Below are 20,571 nucleotides of genomic sequence, written 5' to 3' on the forward strand. Positions count from 1 at the left end.
CACAAGCGTCTTGCACATCTCTCTTGCACGTTTGTGTGAGACGTGCGTACAGTTCTCGGCATGACGCTGATGCTGATCGCCCCCGCCGCCCTCACCGCCGCTGCCGCTCTCGCCACCGCCCCCCTCGCCGTCCGGGCGGTCCTCAAGCACCGCCGCGCCGCCGAGGCGCGCATCACCAGCCCCGCCGGCATCGTCGAGGGTCGCTACGTCACCATCGGCGGCGTCGAGCAGTGGCTGCAGATCCGCGGCGAGGACCGGGCCAACCCGGTGCTGCTCGTCGTGCACGGCGGCCCCGGCTCGCCCTACTCGGTGTTCACCGCCGCGCTCCGCGAGTGGGAGAAGCACTTCACGGTCGTGCACTGGGACCGCCGCGGCTGCGGCCGGACGCTGCGCCGCAGCGGCCCGGAGAGCGGCACCTTCGAGCAGCTGGTCGCCGACGGCATCGAGGTCGCCGAGCACGTCCGCGCCCACCTGGGCAAGGACAAGGTGATCCTGATGGCCGGCTCGATGGGCACCATCGTCGGCCTGCCGATGGCCCGGCAGCGGCCCGACCTGTTCAGCGCATACGTCGGCACCGACTTCTACGTGAACATGCTGGACAACGAGCGCCAGGGCCGCGCCGACACCCTCCAGCGCCTCCGCGAGGCCGGCAACCAGCGCGGGGTGGCGGCACTCGAGCAGCTGGACGCCGACCCGCGCACCTGGGACGTCAAGGCCTGGGGCCGACGCATGCAGTGGTCGATGGGCACCGACCCGTCCAACCCCAACGGCGGCCTGAAGAAGCTCTTCTCGCTGCTGCTGACCAAGCCCGACTACTCACTGCTGGACGTCGTCGCCTGGCTGAAGGGCTTCGCGGCGGTCCGGGACGGCATGTTCGAGCAGTTCATGCGCTGGGACGCCCGGGCTGACGGCACCCGCCTGGAGATCCCGTTCCACCTGTTCCAGGGCGCGCAGGACGTGGTCACCCTGACCGGTCCCGCCGTGGACTACTTCGCCGAGGTCGACGCCCCGGCGAAGTCCCTGGTCCTCATCGACGGCGCGTCCCACTTCGCCGCGTTCACGCACCCGAAGGAGTTCCTGGCGGCACTTCGTACCGTCGACGCCAACGCCTAAGCGTCCGACATGGGTCCCACGGCCGTGACCCTGATCGCCGCGAACCCCGTGGCGTCGGACTCGGCGAGATCCACCTCGGCGGTGATGCCCCAGTCGCGGTCGCCGGCCGGGTCGTCGAAGATCTGGCGCACGAACCACCGGTCCGGCTTCTGCTCGATGACGAGCAGGGCCGGACCTCTGGCGTCCGGGCCGACGCCGAGCGAGTCGTACTCGTCGAAGTAGTCCTCGATCGCGTCCTGCCAGTCGTCGGCGGTGAACCCGTGCTCGCCGTCGAGCTCCCCCAGCTCGTCGAAGCGGCGCAGCGCGGCCAGCTCGACCCGGCGGAAGAGCGCGTTGCGGACCAGGACGCGAAACGCGCGCAGGTTGCGGGTGACGGCCGGCGGGCGGTCGTCGAGCACCAGCTTCTCGTCCTCGGCCCCCGGGTTGCGCAGCCGCTCCCACTCGTCGATGAGGCTGGAGTCGACCTGCCGGACGAGCTCGCCGAGCCACTCGATGATGTCGGTGAGCTCCTCGGTCCGGGCGTCCTCGGGGACCGTCTGGCGCAGCGCCTTGAACGCGTCCGCCAGGTACCGCAGCACGAGACCCTCGGAGCGGGACAGGCTGTAGAAGTTGACGTACTCGACGAACGTCATGGCCCGCTCGTACATGTCGCGGACCACCGACTTCGGGCTGACCTGGTAGTCGGCGACCCACGGGTGGCCCTGCTTGTACAGGTTGTACGCGCTGTCGAGCAGCTCGTCGAGGGGCTTCGGGTGGGTGACGGTGTCGAGCAGCTCCAGGCGCTGCTCGTACTCGATGCCCTCGGCCTTCATCGCGGCGACGGCCTCGCCGCGGGCCTTGAACTGCTGCGCGGACAGGATCTGCCGCGGGTCGTCGAGCGTCGACTCGATCACCGACAGCACGTCCAGCGCGTACGCGGGCGCCTCCCGGTCGAGCAGCTCGATCGCGGCGAGGGCGAACGGCGACAGCGGCTGGTTGAGCGCGAAGTCCATCTGCAGGTCGACGGTGAGCCGGACCCGCCGACCCTCCTCGTCGGGCTCGGCGAGCTGCTCGACCACGCCGCCGGCGAGCAGCGCCCGGTAGATCGCGATCGCCCGGCGGATCAGGCGGCGCTGCGAGTGGACGTCCTCGTGGTTCTGCGTCAGCAGGTGCCGCATCGCGGCGAACGCGTCGCCGGGGCGGCTGATCACGTTGAGCAGCATCGCGTGCGACACGTGGAAGCTGGAGCGCAGCGGCTCGGGTTCGGCGTCGACGAGCCGGTCGAACGTGGGCTTGCCCCAGCCGATCGAGCCCTCCGGCGGCTTCTTCCGTACGACCTTGCGCCGCTTCTTCGGGTCGTCGCCGGCCTTCGCCAGGGCCCGCTCGTTGTCGATGACGTGGTCGGGCGCCTGCACGACGACCGTGCCGATCGTGTCGAACCCGGCGCGGCCGGCCCGGCCGGCGATCTGGTGGAACTCCCGCGCGTACAGCAGCCGCGTCTTCTGCCCGTCGTACTTGGACAGCGCGGTGAACAGCACCGTGCGGATCGGCACGTTGATGCCCACGCCCAGGGTGTCGGTGCCGCAGATGACCTTCAGCAGCCCGGCCTGGGCGAGGGTCTCGACGAGGCGGCGGTACTTGGGGAGCATCCCGGCGTGATGGACGCCGATCCCGTGCCGGACGAGCCGCGACAGGGTCTTGCCGAAGCCCGCCGTGAACCGGAACCGGCCGATCGCCTCGGCGATCATGTCCTTCTCCGCGCGGGTCGACACGTTGATGCTCATCAGCGCCTGCGCCCGCTCCAGGGCGGCGGCCTGGGTGAAGTGCACGATGTAGACCGGTGCCTGCTTCGTGCTGAGCAGCTCCTCGATCGTCTCGTGCAGCGGGTCCATCGAGTAGCTGAACATGAGCGGCACGGGCCGTTCGGCGTTCTTCACCACGGCGGTCGGCCGGCCGGTGCGCGCCGTCAGGTCGTCGACGAACCTGGTGACGTCGCCGAGCGTCGCCGACATCAGCACGAACTGCGCCTGCGGCAGCTCGATCAGCGGCACCTGCCACGCCCAGCCGCGGTCGGGCTCGGCGTAGAAGTGGAACTCGTCCATGACGACGACACCGACGTCGGCGGTCGCGCCGTCGCGCAGCGCGATGTTGGCGAGGATCTCCGCCGTGCAGCAGATGATGGGCGCGTCGGCGTTGACGGACGCGTCGCCGGTGAGCATGCCGACGTTCTCCGCGCCGAACATCGCGACGAGGGCGAAGAACTTCTCCGACACCAGCGCCTTGATCGGCGCGGTGTAGAAGGTGGTCCGGTCGGTGGCGAGGGCGGCGAAGTGCGCCCCGGCGGCGACGAGGCTCTTGCCGGAGCCGGTGGGCGTGGACAGGATCAGGTTCGCCCCGGAGACGATCTCCATCAGGGACTCTTCCTGGTGCGGGTACAGCTCAAGGCCCTGCTCCATGGCCCACTCCGCGAACGCGTCGAAGACCGTGTCCGGGTCGCCTCCCCTGGGGACCCTGGCGGCCAGTCCGGCGCTCATGACTTCACGAAGATCAGGTCGGCGGGTGCGCGGCCGGCGTCCAGGGCGCGCTGCTCGAACTTCGTGACCGGCCGGTGGGACGGCCGCGGCGCGTAGCCGTCGTGGCGGTTGGTCAGGTTCGCGGCGTTCGTCAAGGTCTCCAGCATCCACTCCGCGTAGCCGGCGTCGTCGGTGGCGCAGTGCAGCAGCCCGCCGGTGCGCAGCTTCGCGGCCAGGAGCCCGACGTTGGCGGGCTGGATCAGGCGGCGCTTGTGGTGCCGGGCCTTCGGCCACGGGTCGGGGAAGAACACGTGCACCGCGTCCAGGGACCCGTCGGCGATGTGCTCCCGGCACAGGTCGAGGGCGTCGACGCTGACCACGCTCAGGTTCGCCAGGCCGCGCTGCTCGATGTTGGCGAGGAGGTTCGCCACGCCCGGCGTGTGGATCTCGACCGCCAGGTAGCGCCGGCCGGGGTCCGCGGCGGCCATCTCGAGGGTCGCCTCGCCCATCCCGGACCCGATCTCCAGGACGTCGACCCGGTCCCCGGGGGTGAACCCGTACGCGGTGGTGAGGCGCTCGAGGGCGTCGAAGTGCCGACCACTGAGCCGCCCCCGGCGCGGGTGATATGTCCGGATGGGCTTGCGGACGCGCTCGATGGTCTTCACGGGGTCAACAGCCTACCTGGATTCGTCGAGGTCGCGCCGGGTGCGCCGTATTGTGATCGTATGTCCTATCCACCGCCGTACTACCTCGGGCCGGCCGGCGAGCTGTCGGCCACCTACCGCCCAGCGGCGACGCCGCCCGAGTTCACCTACGCGAACGGCAACACGGTGCACTACCTGGCCACCGGCCAGACGACGCACGGGCAGTTCGGCCTGTACCGGTGGGAGATGGGCCCGCAGCCGAGCGGCCCGGACCCGCACTACCACCGCTCGATCTCCGAGTCCTTCTACATCCTGTCGGGCTCGGTCCGCATCTATGACGGCAAGGAGTGGATCACCACGCAGCCCGGCGACTGGGTGCACGTGCCGGAGGGCGGCATCCACGCGTTCCGCAACGAGTCCGGCGAACCCGCCTCGATGCTGCTGCACTTCTCCCCCGGCGCGCCGCGGGAGGCCTACTTCGAGGGCCTCCCGCACCTGTCGTCGCTGAGCGCGCTGGAGCGCGACGAGTTCATGCTCGCCCACGACACGTTCTGGCTGGACTAACCCGGCAGGCGGGGTCCTGCCTCGCGCTGGGCGGCGAGCCACGACTCGACGGCGTCCGGGGAGCGGGGCAGGGCCTCCGACATGACGACGGCGCCGGTCGGGGTGACCAGGACGTCGTCCTCGATGCGGACGCCGATGCCGTGCAGCTCGGCGGGGACGAGCTCGTCGTCGGGCTGGAAGTACAGGCCCGGCTCGACGGTCAGGACGTACCCCGCGTCGAGGACACCCTCGCGGTAGCGCTCCTTGCGGGCCTCGCCGCAGTCGTGGACGTCCAGGCCGAGCATGTGCCCGAAGCCGTGCAGCGTCCAGCGCCGGTAGAAGATGCACGCCGGGTCCATCGCCTCGTCGACGCTGACCGGCAGGATGCCCAGGTCGGCGAGGCCCTCGGCGAGGACCCGCATGCAGGCCTGGTGCACGTCGTCGAACCTGGTGCCGGCCCGGATCACGTCGATGCCGGCCTGCTGGGAGCGGAAGACCAGGTCGTAGATCTGGCGCTGCAACGGGGTGAACGTGCCGTTCACCGGGACGGTGCGCGTGACGTCGGCGGTGTACAGGTTGCGGTTCTCCACGCCCATGTCCATGAGCAGCAGGTCGCCCGGGCGGGTCCGGCCGTCGTTGCGGGTCCAGTGCAGGATCGCGGCGTGGGCGCCGTTGCCGACGATGGAGCCGTAGCCGACGGCGTTGCCGTCGTGGCGGGCGCGCAGGTTGAAGACGCCGTCGATGAGCCGCTCGCTGACCGGGCGGTCGGCGGGCAGGATGCGGGCGACGTCCTCGAAGCCGCGGGTCGTCGCGTCGATCGCGTCCTGCAGCTGCTCGATCTCCCAGGCGTCCTTCACGAGGCGGAGCTCCGCCAGCACCGTGGCCAGCTCGGCGTCACGGGCCGGATTCGCCGACCGGACGGCCCCGTCGACCGTGGGGTCGAACCCCCGCAGCACCCGGGTGCGCCCGGGCGCGGCGTCGTCGAGCGCGGCGGCGAGCCTGTCCAGGTGCGCGGTCTGCAGCTGCAGCTCGGTCGCCTTCTCCGCGAGGGTGTGCCGGCGGCCGATCCACAGCTCGCCGTGGTTGCGGTCGCGGAAGAACTCGTCGGTGTCGCGGGGCGAGCGGGGGCGCACGTAGAGGATCGCGTCGTGCCCGCCGCCGGTGGGGTGCAGCACGAGGACCGCGTCGGGGTCGTGCTCGCCGGTCAACCACGCGTGGTCGGTGCCGGGGCGGAACGGGTGGTACGTGTCGTTGGAGCGCACCTTGTCGACGCCGGTCGGGATGACGATCGTCTCACCGGGGAAGGCCGCGGACAGCTCGGCGCGGCGCTTGGCGTGGTCCGGCGCCTCCGGCCGGGGCGACACGTCGAGGGTCGAGTCGCGCCAGCCGGTGCGCATGAACTCGATGAACCGGTCCGGGAAATCCGGATCGTGCGACTGGCCACCCGCGTTCTCGTCCATCTCCGCCTGTCCTATCGCTGCGAATTCGTGCTCCTCCTGCGACGGTACCGCGTGCGAGACTTTCTCCTGAACGAGCGGAGGGACGGGATGGCTGGGCTGCTCACCTTCGTCAGTGCCCGTGGGCGGGCGGCGGCGCACCGGGACGCGGTCGTCGACGCGCTGGAGCTGCTGCGCCACCGCGGACCTGACGACACCAACGTGGTCGTGACCGACGACGTGGTGTTCGGGGCCGACCGGCTCGCCGTGCGGGACCTCACCGGCGGGCGGCAGCCGATGTCGTTCCCGCCGATGGGCGTGACCCGCGGGCGGTACCTCATCGTCTTCGACGGCGCGGTCCACAACGCCGACGAGCTGCGCGCGGAGCTGGTCGAGGACCGGGGCGCCGACTTCGCCACCGAGTCGGAGGCCGAGGTCATCCTCGCCGCGTACCACCACTGGGGGCCGAGCGCGGTCAGCCGGCTGCGCGGCATGTTCGCGTTCGTCATCTGGGACGGTTCGGCGAGGCGCGCCTTCGGCGCGCGCGACCCGTATGGCATCCGCCCGCTGTACCAGCTGACGACCGACGACGGCGTCTACCTCGCGTCCGAACGCAAGGCCCTGCTGCCCTTCGTCGCCGAGGAGCGCCGGCGCCTGGTCGACCCGGCCAACCTGCAGCACTACCTGACGATGCAGTACGTGCCGGAGCCGTCCACCCTGCACCCCGACATCCGGCGGCTGGGTGCGGGCGAGTCGTTCGTCTACACGCCCGGCGGCCCCCTCGCGAACCGCCGCTACGGCCAGCTGGACCTGCGCCCCACCCCGACCGGCGACGAGGACGGCCTGGTCCGACGGATCACCTCGGCGCTGCGCGACAGCGTCCAGGCGCACCTGCGGGCCGACGTGCCGGTGGGCGCCTTCCTGTCCAGCGGCATCGACTCGACGGCCCTGGTGGCGCTCGCCGCCGAGGTCGACCCGGCGATCCGGACATATACGGTTGGGTACGACATAGCGCAGTTCTCCGAGCTGGAGGTGGCGGCGCAGTCCGCCCGCGCGCTCGGGGTGCCCAACGTGCCGCTGGAGGTCGGCCCGGCGGACCTGATGCGGGCGCTGCCGCGGATCGTCTGGCACCTCGACGACCCGGTCGCCGACCCGGCGCTCGTCCCGCTGTTCCTGCTCGCGGAGCGCGCCGCCCGGGACGTCACCGTGGTCCTCGGCGGCGACGGCGCCGACGAGCTCTTCGGCGGCTACCCGATCTACCGGGAGCCGTTGTCCCTCGCCGGCGTCAGCCACCTGCCCGACACCATGCAGCGCGGGCTGCGGGCGGTGTCGCGGGTGATCCCGCAGGGCGTGAAGGGCAAGAGCTTCCTGGAGCGCGGCACCACGCCGATCGAGGAGCGCTACTACGGCAACGCGCGGGTCTTCACCGAGGAGGAGAAGGCGGCGCTGCTGCGGCACTACACGGCGGACATCAGGCACACCGACGTCACCGCGCCGGTCTTCAAGGAGGCCAGCGCCCTCGACGACGTCACCACGATGCAGTACATCGACCTGTACACGTGGCTGCGCGGCGACATCCTGGTCAAGGCCGACCGCATGACGATGGCGCACGGGTTGCAGCTGCGCACGCCCTTCCTGGACCGGGCCGTGTTCGAGGTCGCCTCGACGCTGCCGAGCGACCTGAAGGTGCCACCACGCTCGCGCACCCAGTCGCCGGTGACGAAGGCGGCGCTGCGCCGGGCCCTGGCCGGGGTCGTGCCGGACCCGATCGTCAACCGCGCGAAGCTCGGCTTCCCGGTGCCGATCCGGCCGTGGCTGCGCACCGAGATGCACGACTGGGCGCACGGCCTGCTCGACTCGTCGGGCGCCGGCGACCTCATCGACCTCGACGTGGTGCGCGGCCTGCTGAAGGCGCACCGCAAGAAGGAGGCCGACCACTCCCGCAAGATCTGGACGGTGCTGGTCTTCTGCATGTGGCACGCCGTGTTCGTCACGGAGACCGTCAAACCCGTGATCCCCACGGCGGTGTCGCACTCCGTCGCCGACGGCCTGGGGTTAGATCCCTGGTGATCTTTACGCGGCACACTGTTCGCCGTGCTGGCAGGCGCTTAGCGTCGGTACTTGATGCTGCTCAAGTTCAGGCTCCAGAACTCCCGCTCGGTCCGTGACATCCAAGAGCTGACACTGCTCTCGGGCCCCGACGGCGGCTTCGGCGTGCCGCTGCGCTCCGGCTGTTCTGGTGCTCCTGGCCCTTCGCACGCGTCCGTCGCTCAGGGTTCCGCCGGCTCCTCACGTACCGCCGGATCCTCGTCCTCGGACAACACCGCCGGGGCGCTCCGGGTGTCGCCGCTGTGCGGGGTGTTCGGCCCGACCGCCGCCGGCAAGTCGACCATCCTGCGCGCCCTGTCCACGATGCGGTCCCTCGCCGTGTCCGGCAGCGACGTCCACGACGCCACGCAACGCTTCGAGCCCTTCCAGCTCGACCCGGCCGCCCGGCTGCTGCCGACCCGGTTCGAGATCGAGTTCCTGCTCGACGGCGTCCGGTACGTCTACGGCTGCGCCTACAAGCGCGACGAGATCGCCGGCGAATGGCTGCACGCCACGGACCGCGACCGGCGGCGGGTCTGGTTCGAGCGGGACCGCACCGGCATCCGCTGCCTGCCCGAGGCCCGCCTCGACCACCTCGCCGCCGCCTGCCCGTCCGCCGTCACGCTGCTGTCACTCGGCGCCGACGTGGAGCATCCGTGGCTCGCCCCGATCGCCGCGTGGCTGTTCGGCATCCGGACCGTCCGCCTCGCCCCCGGCACCCGGCTCGCCGGCGGCCTGGCCCACCTCTCCGACCGGTGGAGCGAGCAGCTGACGCTCCTGGTCAGCCACGCGGACCTCGGCGTCGTCGGCGTCGAGCGCGACCTGCTCCGCCTCGTCCACGCCGGCCGCTCCGGCTCGGTCCCCCTCGGCGGCTGGGCCGAGTCCGACGGCACCATCGCCTGGCTCGACCTGCTCGCCGCCCTGTTGCCGATGCTGGAACGCGGCGGCGTCCTGCTCGTCGACGACCTGGACGCCGCCGTGCACCCCGACCTCGCCGCCGAGGCGCTCCGCCTGCTCCGCGACCGCGACCTCAACCCGGCCAGGGCGCAGCTGGTCTTCACCGCACGCACCCCGTTCGGCCCCGGCAGCGACGGCCTGCCCGTCCTGGATCCGGAGCAGATCTGGTACGTCGCCAAGGACTCCGACGGCGCCACCGTCCTCAGCCGCGCCCCCTCCGCCACCCAGCTCGGCCCCGGTGACCTCGCCCGCGAACTCTGGCTGGCACGTCAGCCGAAATGATGTACTGGCGCGATGACGGGACATGCGGTGGTCATCGGTGAAGCCCTGGTCGACCTGCTGGAGTCCACCACCGACGACGGCCAGATCGTCTACCACCCCGCCATCGGCGGGGCCCCGCTCAACGTCGCCGTCGGCATCGCCCGCCTGGGCGCCGCCAGCGAGTTCGCGGGCTCCGTCGGCGACGACCCCTGGGCCACCCGCATCGTCGACTTCCTCACCGCCACCGGCGTCGGCACCCGCGGCGTGGCCACCGTCCCCGGCGTCGCCACCACCTTCGCCGTGACCACCTTCCGCGGCATCGAACCGACCTTCCGCTTCTACGGCGACCCGCCCTCCTACGCCCTCCTGTCCCCCGCCGACCTGTCGACCGCCCTCGTCGGCTCCGCCGGGCTGCTGTACTGCGGCTCGATGTGCCTGCTCAGCCCGCCCGTCCTGGCCGCCGCCCGATCGGCCTGGGCCACCCCCGGCCCGATCCGCGTCTTCGACCCCAACGTCCGCCCGGTCGTCGGCGTCGACCCCGACGTGGTGGCCGAGTTCGCCGCGACGGCCGACCTGGTCAAGCTCAGCTCCGCCGACGCCGCCGCCCTGTGGGGCGAGTCCCCCGAGCACGCCGCCGGCCGCCTGCTCGACCTGGGCGCCGGCGCGGTCGTGGTGACCAGCGGCGCGGAGGGCGCCCTCGTCGCCCACGCCGCCGCCACCGTCCGCGTCCCCGCCCCCACCGTCACCGCCGTCGACGCCACCGGCGCGGGCGACGCCACCATGGCAGCCCTGTCCTGGGGCATCCTCACCAAGGGCCTCCCCACCACCCTCGACGGCTGGGCGGACCTCACCCGGGTCGCGGTCCACGTCGCCGCCCTGGTCTGCGAATCACGCGGCGGCGCGGTCTCGATGCCCACCGTGGCCGCCCTGCAGGCCCGCTTCCCCACCCTGCCCCTGTAACCCACCCGTTCAGCGTTCCCGCGAACTCGTGCGGCAGGCCGTCGCCCCATGGCCTTGTCGTTCCGCGCGGCCATCGCTGTTCCGCGGTCTTTGTGGCCCGCAGCACGGCGCTCTCCGGGCTTGCGGACCGCAGGACGGCGCTCCCCGGGCTTGCGGACCGCAGGACGGCGATGGAAGGTCCTGTCCGTGATGACGGCGCGGGGATGGCCGGCACCACGGGTTTCGCCGTCCACGGCAGCGGGCGCTGGACACGACCGTCGCCCCCTCGACAGCCCACGCCAAGGCCGCCCGCATCGCACGCAGGCGGCTTTCCGGACCCGCCACCCGCCCAGCTTCGCGCCCGCCACCCGCCCGGCTTCCCGGGCCCGCCGCCCGCCCGACTTCGCGCCCGCCACGCCTGACTTCGCGCCCGCCGCCCGCCCAACTTTGCGCCCGCCACGCCTGACTTCGCACCCGCCCAACTTGCGCCCGCCACCCGCCCGATCCAGCCCGACCCGCGCCCGGCGCCCGCTCAGCCCGCGCTCACCGCCGGCCCGATCCGCGCTCGCCACCCATCTGGCCCACACCCCCTGCCGCTGCGAGCCGCGTGACCCGCAAGCACGGCAGGATCGCCAGGCCCGACGCGGGCACGGGCGGGCGCCGTCCAGAGGCGGGCGCCGTCAAGGGGAGCGTGGTCGGAGATCTCGACGTGGCCGGGATGCTGCCCGCAGGGCTGGCTCACCTGCCGCAAGAGCGGCGACCAGGTGAGCCCGAGCACGTCGCGCCGGCGCAGGGTACGGGCCGTCAGGCCAGAGCGACGCGCGTGGCGCCGCCGCCTGGGTGACACGCGCGGGTGGGTGCGGGCGTCTGCGCTGGGTCGGGGTGACGGCGGGGCGGCTGGGGCGAGGCGGTTGGTCGATGGGAACGGGTGAGTGGCGCCGGGCATTCCGCTGTACAGCACGCTACTTCATGCCACCAAATCGTGGTTTCGCAGCGCGATGACCGCGTCGCCCAATGTTACTCATGTCGGCCGATGCGGTTGTTCGTACACTGGCCGGTGTGACGTCGGAGCAGCTCGGCCGCTATGTGCGTGGGAGCAGGATCGCGGCTGGGGTAGTCGCGTTGGCGCTGGTGGGGCTGCGGGTCGGGTACGAGTTCGGGGTGACCGAGGCGCGCACGCCGACGTGGCTGGCGGTGACGTTGCTGCTGGCGCCGGTCGTGCTGCTCAGCGGGGCGTTCGTGGGGTTCGGGATCGTGCTGCGGCCGGTGATGCAGCCGCCGCCCGCGGCGTTGCGGGTGCGTGGGGACGCGTTCGTCGTGCCGGGGTCTCCGGTCTGGTCCGGGCGGGCGGCGATGGCGTGGGCGTTGCTCGGCACGTTGTTCCTGGAGAGCGACCCGAGCGCACCCGTCGAGCTGCGGGTCACGTTGAATGCGGTCGCCGTGCTGCTCATCGGGCTGGCCGCAGTGCCGTTGCTGCGGGGGCCGCGGATCGTCTTCAGCCCCGACGGGCTCACGATCCGCGCGGGTGGCAGCCGGCGGGTCCGCTGGGACGACCTCGTACAGGTGCCGCAGCGACCACTGCCGCTCACCGTGCGCAGCCCGAAGCTGGCGCTCAGCATCCGGCGGCCGGGGCGGCATGAGCCGGGCTGGTTGCTGGTGCCGCTGGAGCTGCTGGCGGTCGAGCCGGTGTTCCTCGGATCGGTGGTCGAGCACTACGTGGAGCATCCGGACCGGCGGGCGGCGATCGGGACCGAGGCGGAGTACGCGAGGCTGACCGGCGTCACTTGAGCCCGCTGGTCGTTGGGTAAGAGGATCTGGTTAGGAGCCATCCCAGCACTAGGAGAGTGCGCATGACCGACCGACCCCGTCCCCCGTCGCCGTACGACTTCCTGCCCGCGGTGCCGGCGTTCGCGTTGACCAGCGAGGACCTCACCGACGGCGGCACGCTGCCCGACGCGCAGGTCTACGAGCGTGGCAACACCTCGCCCCACCTGAGCTGGTCGGGGTTCCCGGCCGGGACGAAGAGCTTCGCGCTGACCTGCTACGACCCGGACGCGCCGACAGGCGGCGGGTTCTGGCACTGGATCGTGTACAACCTGCCGGCGGACGCGACCGAGCTGCCGACGGGTGCCGGCACGGGTGACAAGGACGGCCTGCCGGACGAGGCGATCCACGCCCGCAACGACTACGGCACCCGGGACTTCGGCGGTGCGGCGCCGCCGCCGAAGGACGCGCCGCACCGGTACTTCTTCGCGGTGCACGCCCTGGACGTGGACGCCCTGGAGATCGGCGCCGACGCGGCGGCGAACGTCGTCGGGTTCAACGTGGTCGCGCACACGATCGCCCGGGCCGTGCTGGTGTCCGAGTTCGGGTTCTGACGCAAGGTGACACCGCCCGCGTGCCCACAAGCACGCGGGCGGTACACGAGGACGCCCACGCCACGTGGCAAAGCGAAGGCAAGGGTCCTGCAAGACCGATCCCACACAGTGGTCGGGTGGATCCCCTACTCCTTGTCCGGCGTGTGCCGGCGCACCGCCTCGCCGTGACCCGGCGCATCACCGCCCACTGGGGCACGCCGGCCACGTCCGGGGTGCAGTGGTGGGAGCTGGTCGATCCGATCTGCGACGACGAGCAGCCCGCCGCCGCGCTCGCCGCCGTCCGCCCCGACGGGGCCACGGTCAAGCTGATCCGTCTCGCCGCGCCGCCGGGACGGCGCGACCTCGCGGTGCAGGTCCTGCAGGGGCTCGTCGACGCACTGCGCGCGGGTGAGGCGGAGCGGCTCGCCGCCGAGTTCCCCCCCAACGGGCACGACCTGCTGCGCCAGGCCGGCTTCCGGCAGCACGCCGGCGCATGGACCGTCGACCTCTGAAACAGAGATCTCTGAACGAGAAGGTCGAAGAAACGATCTACAAGGCGACAACCGGCTGCAAGAACTCCAACCGGTTGCCGTGCGGGTCGAAGGTGTGGAACCGCCGGTACCCGGGCAGCTCGTCGCTCCACGTCACCTGGTGGCCGGCCGCGGACAGCCGCGCGGCGAGCGCCGGCAGGTCGGGCCAGAGCAGCCCGGGGTGGGCCTTGCGCGCCGGCGTGAACGGTGTCTCCACCCCCAGGTGCAGCTCGATGCCGTGCCCGCGGAACCAGCAGCCACCCCTTCCGGCGAGCGCCGGCGGTTTCGGCACCACGGCGAGGCCGAGCAGGTCACCGTAGAAGGCGATCGACACCGCCTCGGAGCCCGCCGGGCAGGCGAGTTGGGCGTGGTGAATCATGTTTCACAGCTTGGTACACGCTTGCGGGTTTAACAAGACGGACGTACGGTTTTCTTGCTGGACGACGGTTGACGACGACTGGGCGTCCCACTTGCGGAAGACTTGCCGTGAGACACCCGCCTGATGACTTAAGGGAGCAACGCCGTGGCGAGCCTCGACACGTTCGGAGCCAAGAGCCAGCTGAGCGTCGGTGACGCCAGCTACGAGATCTTCAAGGTCGACAAGGTCGAGGGCGCCGAGCGCCTGCCCTACAGCCTGAAGATCCTCCTTGAGAACCTGCTACGCACCGAGGACGGCGCCAACATCACCGCCGAGCACATCCGTGCGCTCGGCGGCTGGGACGCCACCGCCGAGCCCAGCGTGGAGATCCAGTTCACCCCCGCCCGGGTACTGATGCAGGACTTCACCGGCGTCCCGTGCGTCGTCGACCTGGCCACCATGCGCGAGGCCGTCGTCGAGCTCGGCGGCGACCCGACCCGCGTGAACCCGCTCGCCCCCGCCGAGCTGGTCATCGACCACTCGGTCATCGCCGACCTGTTCGGCCGGCCGGACGCCTTCGAGCGCAACGTCGAGCTGGAGTACGGGCGCAACAAGGAGCGCTACCAGTTCCTGCGCTGGGGCCAGACCGCGTTCAACGAGTTCAAGGTCGTGCCCCCGGGCACCGGCATCGTGCACCAGGTCAACATCGAGTACCTGGCGCCGGTCGTCATGCCCCGCAAGGGCCAGGCCTACCCGGACACGGTCGTCGGCACCGACTCGCACACCACGATGGTCAACGGCCTGGGCGTCGTCGGCTGGGGCGTCGGCGGTATCGAGGCGGAGGCCGCGATGCTCGGCCAGCCCGTGTCGATGCTGATCCCGCGGGTCGTGGGCTTCAAGCTCAGCGGCGAGCTCCCCGAGGGCTGCACCGCCACCGACCTGGTGCTCGTCATCACCGAGAAGCTGCGCAAGCACGGCGTCGTCGGCAAGTTCGTCGAGTTCTACGGCCCCGGCGTCAGCGCCGTCCCGCTCGCCAACCGCGCCACGATCGGCAACATGAGCCCGGAGTACGGCTCGACCGTCGCGATCTTCCCGATCGACGACGAGACGATCAAGTACCTCCGCCTCACCGGCCGCGACGAGGCCCAGGTCGCGCTCGTCGAGGCGTACGCCAAGGAGCAGGGCCTCTGGCACGACCCGGCCGCCGAGCCGGACTACTCCGAGCGTCTCGAGCTGGACCTGTCCACCATCGAGCCCTCCCTCGCGGGCCCGAAGCGGCCCCAGGACCGGGTGCCGCTGAAGAGCGCCAAGCCGTTGTTCCGAGGTGTACTGGGTGACTACGTCGCCGACGGTGGCATCGAGGGCCCGGCCGACGAGGCGAGCGCCGAGTCCTTCCCGGCCAGCGACCCGCCCGCCAACCACCTGCAGGCCAACGGCGACAAGCCGCACGACCTCGTCTCGGCCGCCCGCGGCGCCAACGGGCGCCAGTCGAAGCCGGTGAAGGTCGGCGACTTCGAGCTCGACCACGGCGCCGTCGTCATCGCCGCGATCACCTCCTGCACCAACACGTCCAACCCGCAGGTCATGATCGGCGCCGGCCTCCTGGCCCGCAACGCCGTCGAGCGGGGCCTCACCGTCAAGCCGTGGGTGAAGACCACCCTGGCGCCCGGCTCGAAGGTCGTCACCGACTACTACGAGCGGGCGGGGCTCACCGCGTACCTCGACAAGCTCGGCTTCAACCTCGTCGGGTACGGCTGCACGACCTGCATCGGCAACTCCGGCCCGCTGCCCGAGGCGGTGAGCGCCGCCGTCAACGAGCACGACCTCAGCGTCGTGTCGGTGCTGTCCGGCAACCGCAACTTCGAGGGCCGCATCAACCCCGACGTGAAGATGAACTACCTCGCGTCGCCGCCGCTCGTCGTCGCGTACGCCCTCGCCGGCACCATGGACCTGGACCTCACCAGCGAGCCGCTCGGCACCGGCTCCGACGGCCAGCCGGTGTACCTCCGCGACATCTGGCCCACGCCAAAGGAGGTCGAGGACACCATCGCCGCGGCGATCGGCAGCGACCTGTACAACTCCCGCTACGCCGACGTGTTCGCCGGCGACGAGCAGTGGCAGTCGCTGCCCACGCCGACCGGCTCCACGTTCGAGTGGGACGCCGAGTCGACGTACGTGCGGAAGCCCCCGTACTTCGAGGGCATGGCCACCTCGCCGGCCCCGGTCTCCGACATCAGCGGCGCCCGGGTCCTGGCGAAGCTCGGCGACTCGGTCACCACCGACCACATCTCCCCCGCCGGCTCGATCAAGGCCGACTCCCCCGCCGGCAAGTATCTCGCCGCGCACGATGTGGACCGCAAGGACTTCAACTCGTACGGCTCCCGGCGCGGCAACCACGAGGTGATGATCCGCGGCACGTTCGCGAACATCCGCCTGCGCAACCAGCTCGCCCCCGGCACCGAGGGCGGCGTCACCGTCAACCACCTCACCGGTGAGCAGACGACCATCTACGACGCCTCCGTCGCGTACGCTTCGTCGGGCACGCCGCTGGTGATCCTCGCCGGCAAGGAGTACGGCTCCGGCTCGTCCCGCGACTGGGCCGCGAAGGGCACCGCCCTGCTGGGCGTCCGCACCGTCATCGCCGAGAGCTACGAGCGCATCCACCGCTCCAACCTCATCGGCATGGGCGTCCTGCCGCTGCAGTACCCGCAGGGCCAGAACGCCGAGTCCCTGGGCCTCACCGGCACCGAGACCTTCACGGTCACCGGCGTCGAACAGCTCAACGACGGCACCACCCCCCGCACCGTCAAGGTCACCACCGACACCGGCACCGAGTTCGACGCCGTCGTCCGCATCGACACCCCCGGCGAGGCGGACTACTACCGCCACGGCGGCATCCTCCAGTACGTCCTCCGCAAGATGATCGAGGCGTAACCAGAGGCTCCCCAACCCGACGGGCCGGCCACCACCACGGTGACCGGCCCGTCCTCTTGCCCTCGCTGCGATCGCACCCGGGGCGTCGCCTCGATCGTCAGTACACGTGGCGGCAGTTCGCGTCCCGCCCGTTGAACCACAGCATCCGATACGACGTATCGATCCCGAACACGCCGTCGACGGCGGCGCCTTCGAGCTTCTGGATTCGGCGCAGCGCGTCCTCCGTGATCGGCCCGAAGTCCCCGTCGGATTTGACCTCCTGAGGGAATCCGATCGACCTGAGCCACGCGCCGTAGCAGACGCGGATCGCCTCCTGCAGGATGATGACTCCGTCGGTCCGGTGACCACGCTGCATCCAGCACCGGTAGTCACCCGTCGAGGAGGAGGGCCGGTAGATCGAGGTCCGGACGTAGCTCGTGCACACCGGCACCGCCGCAGCCGCCGGCTCCGCGAGCAGCACCACGCTCCCGGCGGCCCCGATGACCAGCGCCGCGGCCAGCGACGCAACTCGTTGGCGAACGTTGATATTCACATCCGGCATTGTCGCTGCCTGGATCGGCCGCTACCGCCCGCGCAGACAAACCGGCCGATTCCGGCTGTCACCACGCTTCGGCCAAGGACAGGCCCGGTGCCCGAGTGCCCGCGAAGCCACTGGTTCCGCCGGTGTCCGCCGTGCCCGCTCCCGGCTTCCCCGCGAGCGGGCACGCACTGCGAACGCCTCGGGGTCAGCTGGGGATGGTGTAGCGCTGGACGACGCGGGTGTCGGGGTTGAGGGCGACGACCGTGTTGTCCGACATCGAGACCTCCTGGAGGATGTCGTCCTTGGCGAGGTCGGCGGTGCCGACGATCTTGTTGTCGGCGACGTTGACGATCGCGACCTGGACGGCGGAGGCCGCGTTGCGGAAGCTGACGATGGCGACCCGGCCGGCGGCGCAGGCGGCGACGTCATGGGCGTCGAGGCTCTGGCCGAGGTAGAACTGGTTGTTGCCGTTGGCCGGGTCGATGACCGCGCCCTCGCCGATCTCGCCGGACGAGCCGAAGCCGCCGATCAGCTTGCCGCCGACCACGGCCCACTCGCCGTCGCTGGTGATGAGGCTCTTGCCGTCGGCGGGCGGGGTCTTGGTCCACTTGGCCGTGCCGGTGGCGGTGTCGATGGCGACGATGGCGTCCTTCGACGACGACAGCTCGGCCTGCACGCAGACGAGCTTCTCGCCGCAGGGGCGGATGTCGCCGATCTTGGTGCCTGCGGTGGCTTTGTACCGCCACTTCTCCTTCATGTCGGCCAGGCCATAGGCGACGAGCTCGTTGCCGTCGCTCTCAGGCTTGACCATCGCCAGGTCGTTGTAGACGGTCCACAGCTCGTCGCCCATGGAGATGGCGCCGGTCGCCTTGACCTTGCCCGAGTTGAGATCGATCGTGCTCGCCTTGTCGCCGTCCTGGAGCTGCACGGCCACCGTCGTGTCGGCCGTGAGCGACTGCTGATACGGCACAGGATCGCTGAACGACACCGAGTAGGTCGGGACGATCACGTCGGCCGGCGACCCGGCGGCGGCCCAGCGCTGCGCGGGGCGCACCCCACGGGCGCCGTGCATGTAGAACTCCTTGGCACCGGGGTGCGACCAGCGGGCCTTGCCGTCGAGCAGGTTGATGCGCTCGATCGCGGTGGCGTTGAAGCCGCGGAACTCGGTGATCGCGTCGGTGCCGATGTACAGCGCGTCGATGCGGTCGATGTAGGGACCGATCCACTTCTTGGTGCCGCTCGCGATGTCGACGACAGCGCGGCTGCCCTTCTTCTCCGCCTGCTTGACGTCCTCCTCGCCGTCGACGATGAGGAGACCACCCACGACGGTGAGGTGCACCTTCTTCGGCTCCATCCCGAGCTGGACCCGGAACTTCTGGCCGCCGGTGGCCTCATAGCCGACGACGTCGGTCGAGCCGACGCTCACCGCCGCCGTGAACACCATGCCGTTGCCGGCCACCGCGGCGACGGCGCCCTCGCTCGGCAGGGTGATCGGCGTCCCCGACCTGAGCCCCTGGATCTTCGGGTCCTTGACGGTGCCGTTGTCGTTGGCGGTGGTGTTGTCCGGCAGGCCGTCCTTCACGGACTCGAACTGGTCGCCGATCCAGGTGAAGACCTTGGAGCCGCCCCAGAGGCAGCCGCCGATGAGGGACAGGACGATGACGAGGGCGATCCAGGGGGCGGCGCTGCGGCGAGGGCGGACGATGACCGGCGGGGGTGGGGTGAACGCGGGCTGGCCGCCCGGCGGGAACGTCGTGGCGCCGAAGCCGCCCTGGCCGGGCGGGCCACCCGGAGCGCCGAAGCCGGGACCGCCGGGACCGCCTGGAGCGCTGAAACCGGGACCGCCCTGGCCGGGTGGGCCGCCGGGAGTGCTGAAGCCGCCGGGGGCGCCGATGCCTGCGGGGACGTCGGGGCGGGCCAGGCCGGGAGCGCCCGCGGGGACGCCGGGGGCGGGCCGGACGCCGGGCGGAGCGGTCGCGCCGAACGCCGCCGGGCCGCCGAAACCGGGCCCGCCGGGACGGCCGCTCTGGTTGGGGACGAAGGCGGCCGGGGACGACGGGGAGGCGGCGTTGAAGGTCTGCGACAAGTTCGCCGGGGAGCCGAAGGCGCCCGGTGAGGTCGGGGACGACGAACCGCCGATCCCCGCGATCGGGACCGAGAGCGGGTGGGAGGAGGTGCCGCTCGGGGAGACCGGGGTGCCGGAGACCGGGCGGGGGGCCGGGGACTGGCCGCCGTCGAAGAGCTGCTGGGGTGAGGTGGCGATGGCGAGCATGCCGCCATAGGCGACGGGCAGCTCGGGCTGCTCGGGCACGACGGGGGCGACGCCGAAGCGGGCGTGCAGGCGGCTCGCGACGAGCGGGATGCGGGAGGAGCCGCCGACGAGGAAGATGCCGGCGAGCTGGCGGACGTCGACGCCGGCGCGCTCCAGGACGCGGCGGGTCTCGTCGACGGCGCGGTCGATGAGGGGGCCGGCGACGCGCTCCAGCTCCTCGCGGGTGATGTGCAGGGCCTCTTCGGTGCCGGGGACGTGGATCGGGGCGGAGGCGGCGCGGGACAGCATCTCCTTCGCGGCGCGGACCTCGGTCCACAGGGCGCGGCGGTCGCGGTGCGCGGCGATGCTGTCGGGGTTGGCGAGGCGCTGCCAGATCTCGGGGTTGCGCAGGCTGATGAGCTGGCCGAGGTGACCGACGAGGGCCGCGTCGATGTCGACGCCGCCGAGGTCGTCGAGGCCGCCGACGCCGAGGACGCGCAGACCGCCCGGGCCGCCCGCGGCGGCGGGCTCGCGGCGCACCACGGAGACGTCGAGCGTGCCGCCGCCGAAGTCGAACACGGCGAGCGACTGCAGCGGCGCGACCTGCTGGCCGAGGACGCGCAGGCAGTAGGTGGCGGCGGCGATCGGCTCGTCGACGAGGACGACCGGGCCGAGGTTGGCGGCGCGGGCCGCCTCCAGCAACACGTTGCGCCGCTGGCCGCCCCAGTCGGCGGGGCAGGTGAGGACGGTGGAGCCGACCGGGTTGACCCCGGCCTGCAGGGACTCGTCGGCGACCCGCTTGAGCAGCGCGGAGAGCATCTCTACGACGGTGACCTCGGTGTCGCCGAGCAGGACCGCGCCCTCGTCGACGCTGCGCTTCGGGTAGGGCTCGAAGCGGGACGGGGCCAGCTGGGAGAGCCGCTCCGCGTCGCGACCGACGGAGAGCTTGCCGCTCTCGTCGGCGTAGATGCCGGACGCCATGACCGGCGAGCCGTCGAAGAGCAGCGCGCGCGGGGCGTCGTCACCACGGCGGACGACCGCCACGGTGTGGCAGGTGCCCAGATCGATCGCGAGACGATGGGTCGGCCCCACGCCCTCACCTCCAAAGACCCCGGGATCGTACGGCAGCGGTACGACATTTCCGATCG

The 20,571-nt window shown here is 71.7% G+C and carries 15 protein-coding genes; 9 read left to right on the forward strand and 6 right to left on the reverse strand.

Translation table 11 applies throughout. From position 1 onward, the window contains the following. Positions 1-60 precede the first annotated feature (60 nt). On the forward strand, positions 61-1,113 hold the full coding sequence (locus ABD332_RS17255) for an alpha/beta fold hydrolase (RefSeq protein ID WP_344502948.1): 1,053 nt from the start codon (positions 61-63) through the stop codon (positions 1,111-1,113). Here ABD332_RS17255 and ABD332_RS17260 read toward each other — a convergent pair. After that, positions 1,110-3,626: a DEAD/DEAH box helicase gene (locus ABD332_RS17260; protein WP_344502949.1), complete on the reverse strand. Its 2,517-nt coding sequence runs from the start codon at positions 3,624-3,626 to the stop codon at positions 1,110-1,112. The two genes, ABD332_RS17255 and ABD332_RS17260, sit on opposite strands and share 4 nt — an antisense overlap. Continuing rightward, entirely contained in the window at positions 3,623-4,270 is a 648-nt protein-coding gene (trmB, locus tag ABD332_RS17265) for a tRNA (guanosine(46)-N7)-methyltransferase TrmB (RefSeq protein WP_344502950.1), read from the reverse strand. The genes ABD332_RS17260 and trmB overlap by 4 nt, the downstream gene beginning before the upstream one ends. A 60-nt stretch (positions 4,271-4,330) precedes the next feature. On the opposite strand from trmB, the gene ABD332_RS17270 reads away from it, so the two are divergent. Beyond that, the gene (locus ABD332_RS17270) at positions 4,331-4,813 is read left to right on the forward strand and encodes a cupin domain-containing protein (RefSeq protein ID WP_344502951.1); all 483 of its coding nucleotides are present in this window, start codon (positions 4,331-4,333) and stop codon (positions 4,811-4,813) included. On the opposite strand, the gene ABD332_RS17275 is transcribed toward ABD332_RS17270, so the two are convergent. After that, positions 4,810-6,252, reverse strand: a complete 1,443-nt coding sequence (locus ABD332_RS17275) for an aminopeptidase P family protein (protein WP_344502952.1) — start codon at positions 6,250-6,252, stop codon at positions 4,810-4,812. The genes ABD332_RS17270 and ABD332_RS17275 overlap by 4 nt on opposite strands. Before the next feature lie 87 nt (positions 6,253-6,339). On the opposite strand from ABD332_RS17275, the gene asnB reads away from it, so the two are divergent. From asnB to ABD332_RS17305, 6 genes are all read left to right on the forward strand, one after another. Continuing rightward, positions 6,340-8,298, forward strand: coding sequence for an asparagine synthase (glutamine-hydrolyzing) (gene asnB, locus ABD332_RS17280; RefSeq protein WP_344502953.1), 1,959 nt, complete (start codon positions 6,340-6,342; stop codon positions 8,296-8,298). Positions 8,299-8,352: 54 nt separating this feature from the next. After that, the gene (locus ABD332_RS17285; protein WP_344502954.1) at positions 8,353-9,555 is read left to right on the forward strand and encodes an AAA family ATPase; all 1,203 of its coding nucleotides are present in this window, start codon (positions 8,353-8,355) and stop codon (positions 9,553-9,555) included. Between the two features lie 12 nt (positions 9,556-9,567). Continuing rightward, positions 9,568-10,494, forward strand: coding sequence for a carbohydrate kinase family protein (locus ABD332_RS17290; RefSeq protein WP_344502955.1), 927 nt, complete (start codon positions 9,568-9,570; stop codon positions 10,492-10,494). A 1,038-nt stretch (positions 10,495-11,532) separates the two neighbouring features. Further along, positions 11,533-12,261 carry a hypothetical protein gene (locus ABD332_RS17295; RefSeq protein WP_344502956.1) on the forward strand — a complete coding sequence of 243 codons (729 nt, stop codon included), beginning with the start codon at positions 11,533-11,535 and terminating at the stop codon, positions 12,259-12,261. A 62-nt stretch (positions 12,262-12,323) separates the two neighbouring features. Continuing rightward, the gene (locus ABD332_RS17300; protein WP_344502957.1) at positions 12,324-12,851 is read left to right on the forward strand and encodes a YbhB/YbcL family Raf kinase inhibitor-like protein; all 528 of its coding nucleotides are present in this window, start codon (positions 12,324-12,326) and stop codon (positions 12,849-12,851) included. A gap of 116 nt (positions 12,852-12,967) precedes the next feature. Beyond that, positions 12,968-13,342, forward strand: coding sequence for a hypothetical protein (locus ABD332_RS17305; RefSeq protein WP_344502959.1), 375 nt, complete (start codon positions 12,968-12,970; stop codon positions 13,340-13,342). 37 nt (positions 13,343-13,379) lie between these two features. On the opposite strand, the gene ABD332_RS17310 is transcribed toward ABD332_RS17305, so the two are convergent. Continuing rightward, positions 13,380-13,739 carry a VOC family protein gene (locus ABD332_RS17310; RefSeq protein ID WP_344502960.1) on the reverse strand — a complete coding sequence of 120 codons (360 nt, stop codon included), beginning with the start codon at positions 13,737-13,739 and terminating at the stop codon, positions 13,380-13,382. 144 nt (positions 13,740-13,883) lie between these two features. Between ABD332_RS17310 and acnA the strand changes: the two genes are divergently transcribed. Next, positions 13,884-16,652: an aconitate hydratase AcnA gene (acnA, locus tag ABD332_RS17315; RefSeq protein WP_344502961.1), complete on the forward strand. Its 2,769-nt coding sequence runs from the start codon at positions 13,884-13,886 to the stop codon at positions 16,650-16,652. 97 nt (positions 16,653-16,749) lie between these two features. On the opposite strand, the gene ABD332_RS17320 is transcribed toward acnA, so the two are convergent. Continuing rightward, positions 16,750-17,184, reverse strand: coding sequence for a peptidoglycan-binding domain-containing protein (locus ABD332_RS17320; protein WP_344502962.1), 435 nt, complete (start codon positions 17,182-17,184; stop codon positions 16,750-16,752). A 193-nt stretch (positions 17,185-17,377) separates the two neighbouring features. After that, positions 17,378-20,515, reverse strand: coding sequence for an Hsp70 family protein (locus tag ABD332_RS17325; protein ID WP_344502963.1), 3,138 nt, complete (start codon positions 20,513-20,515; stop codon positions 17,378-17,380). Between the last annotated feature and the right edge of the window lie 56 nt (positions 20,516-20,571).

It is taken from the genome of Dactylosporangium maewongense (genome assembly GCF_039531485.1).
In the GTDB taxonomy this organism is placed as follows: Bacteria; Actinomycetota; Actinomycetes; order Mycobacteriales; family Micromonosporaceae; genus Dactylosporangium; species Dactylosporangium maewongense.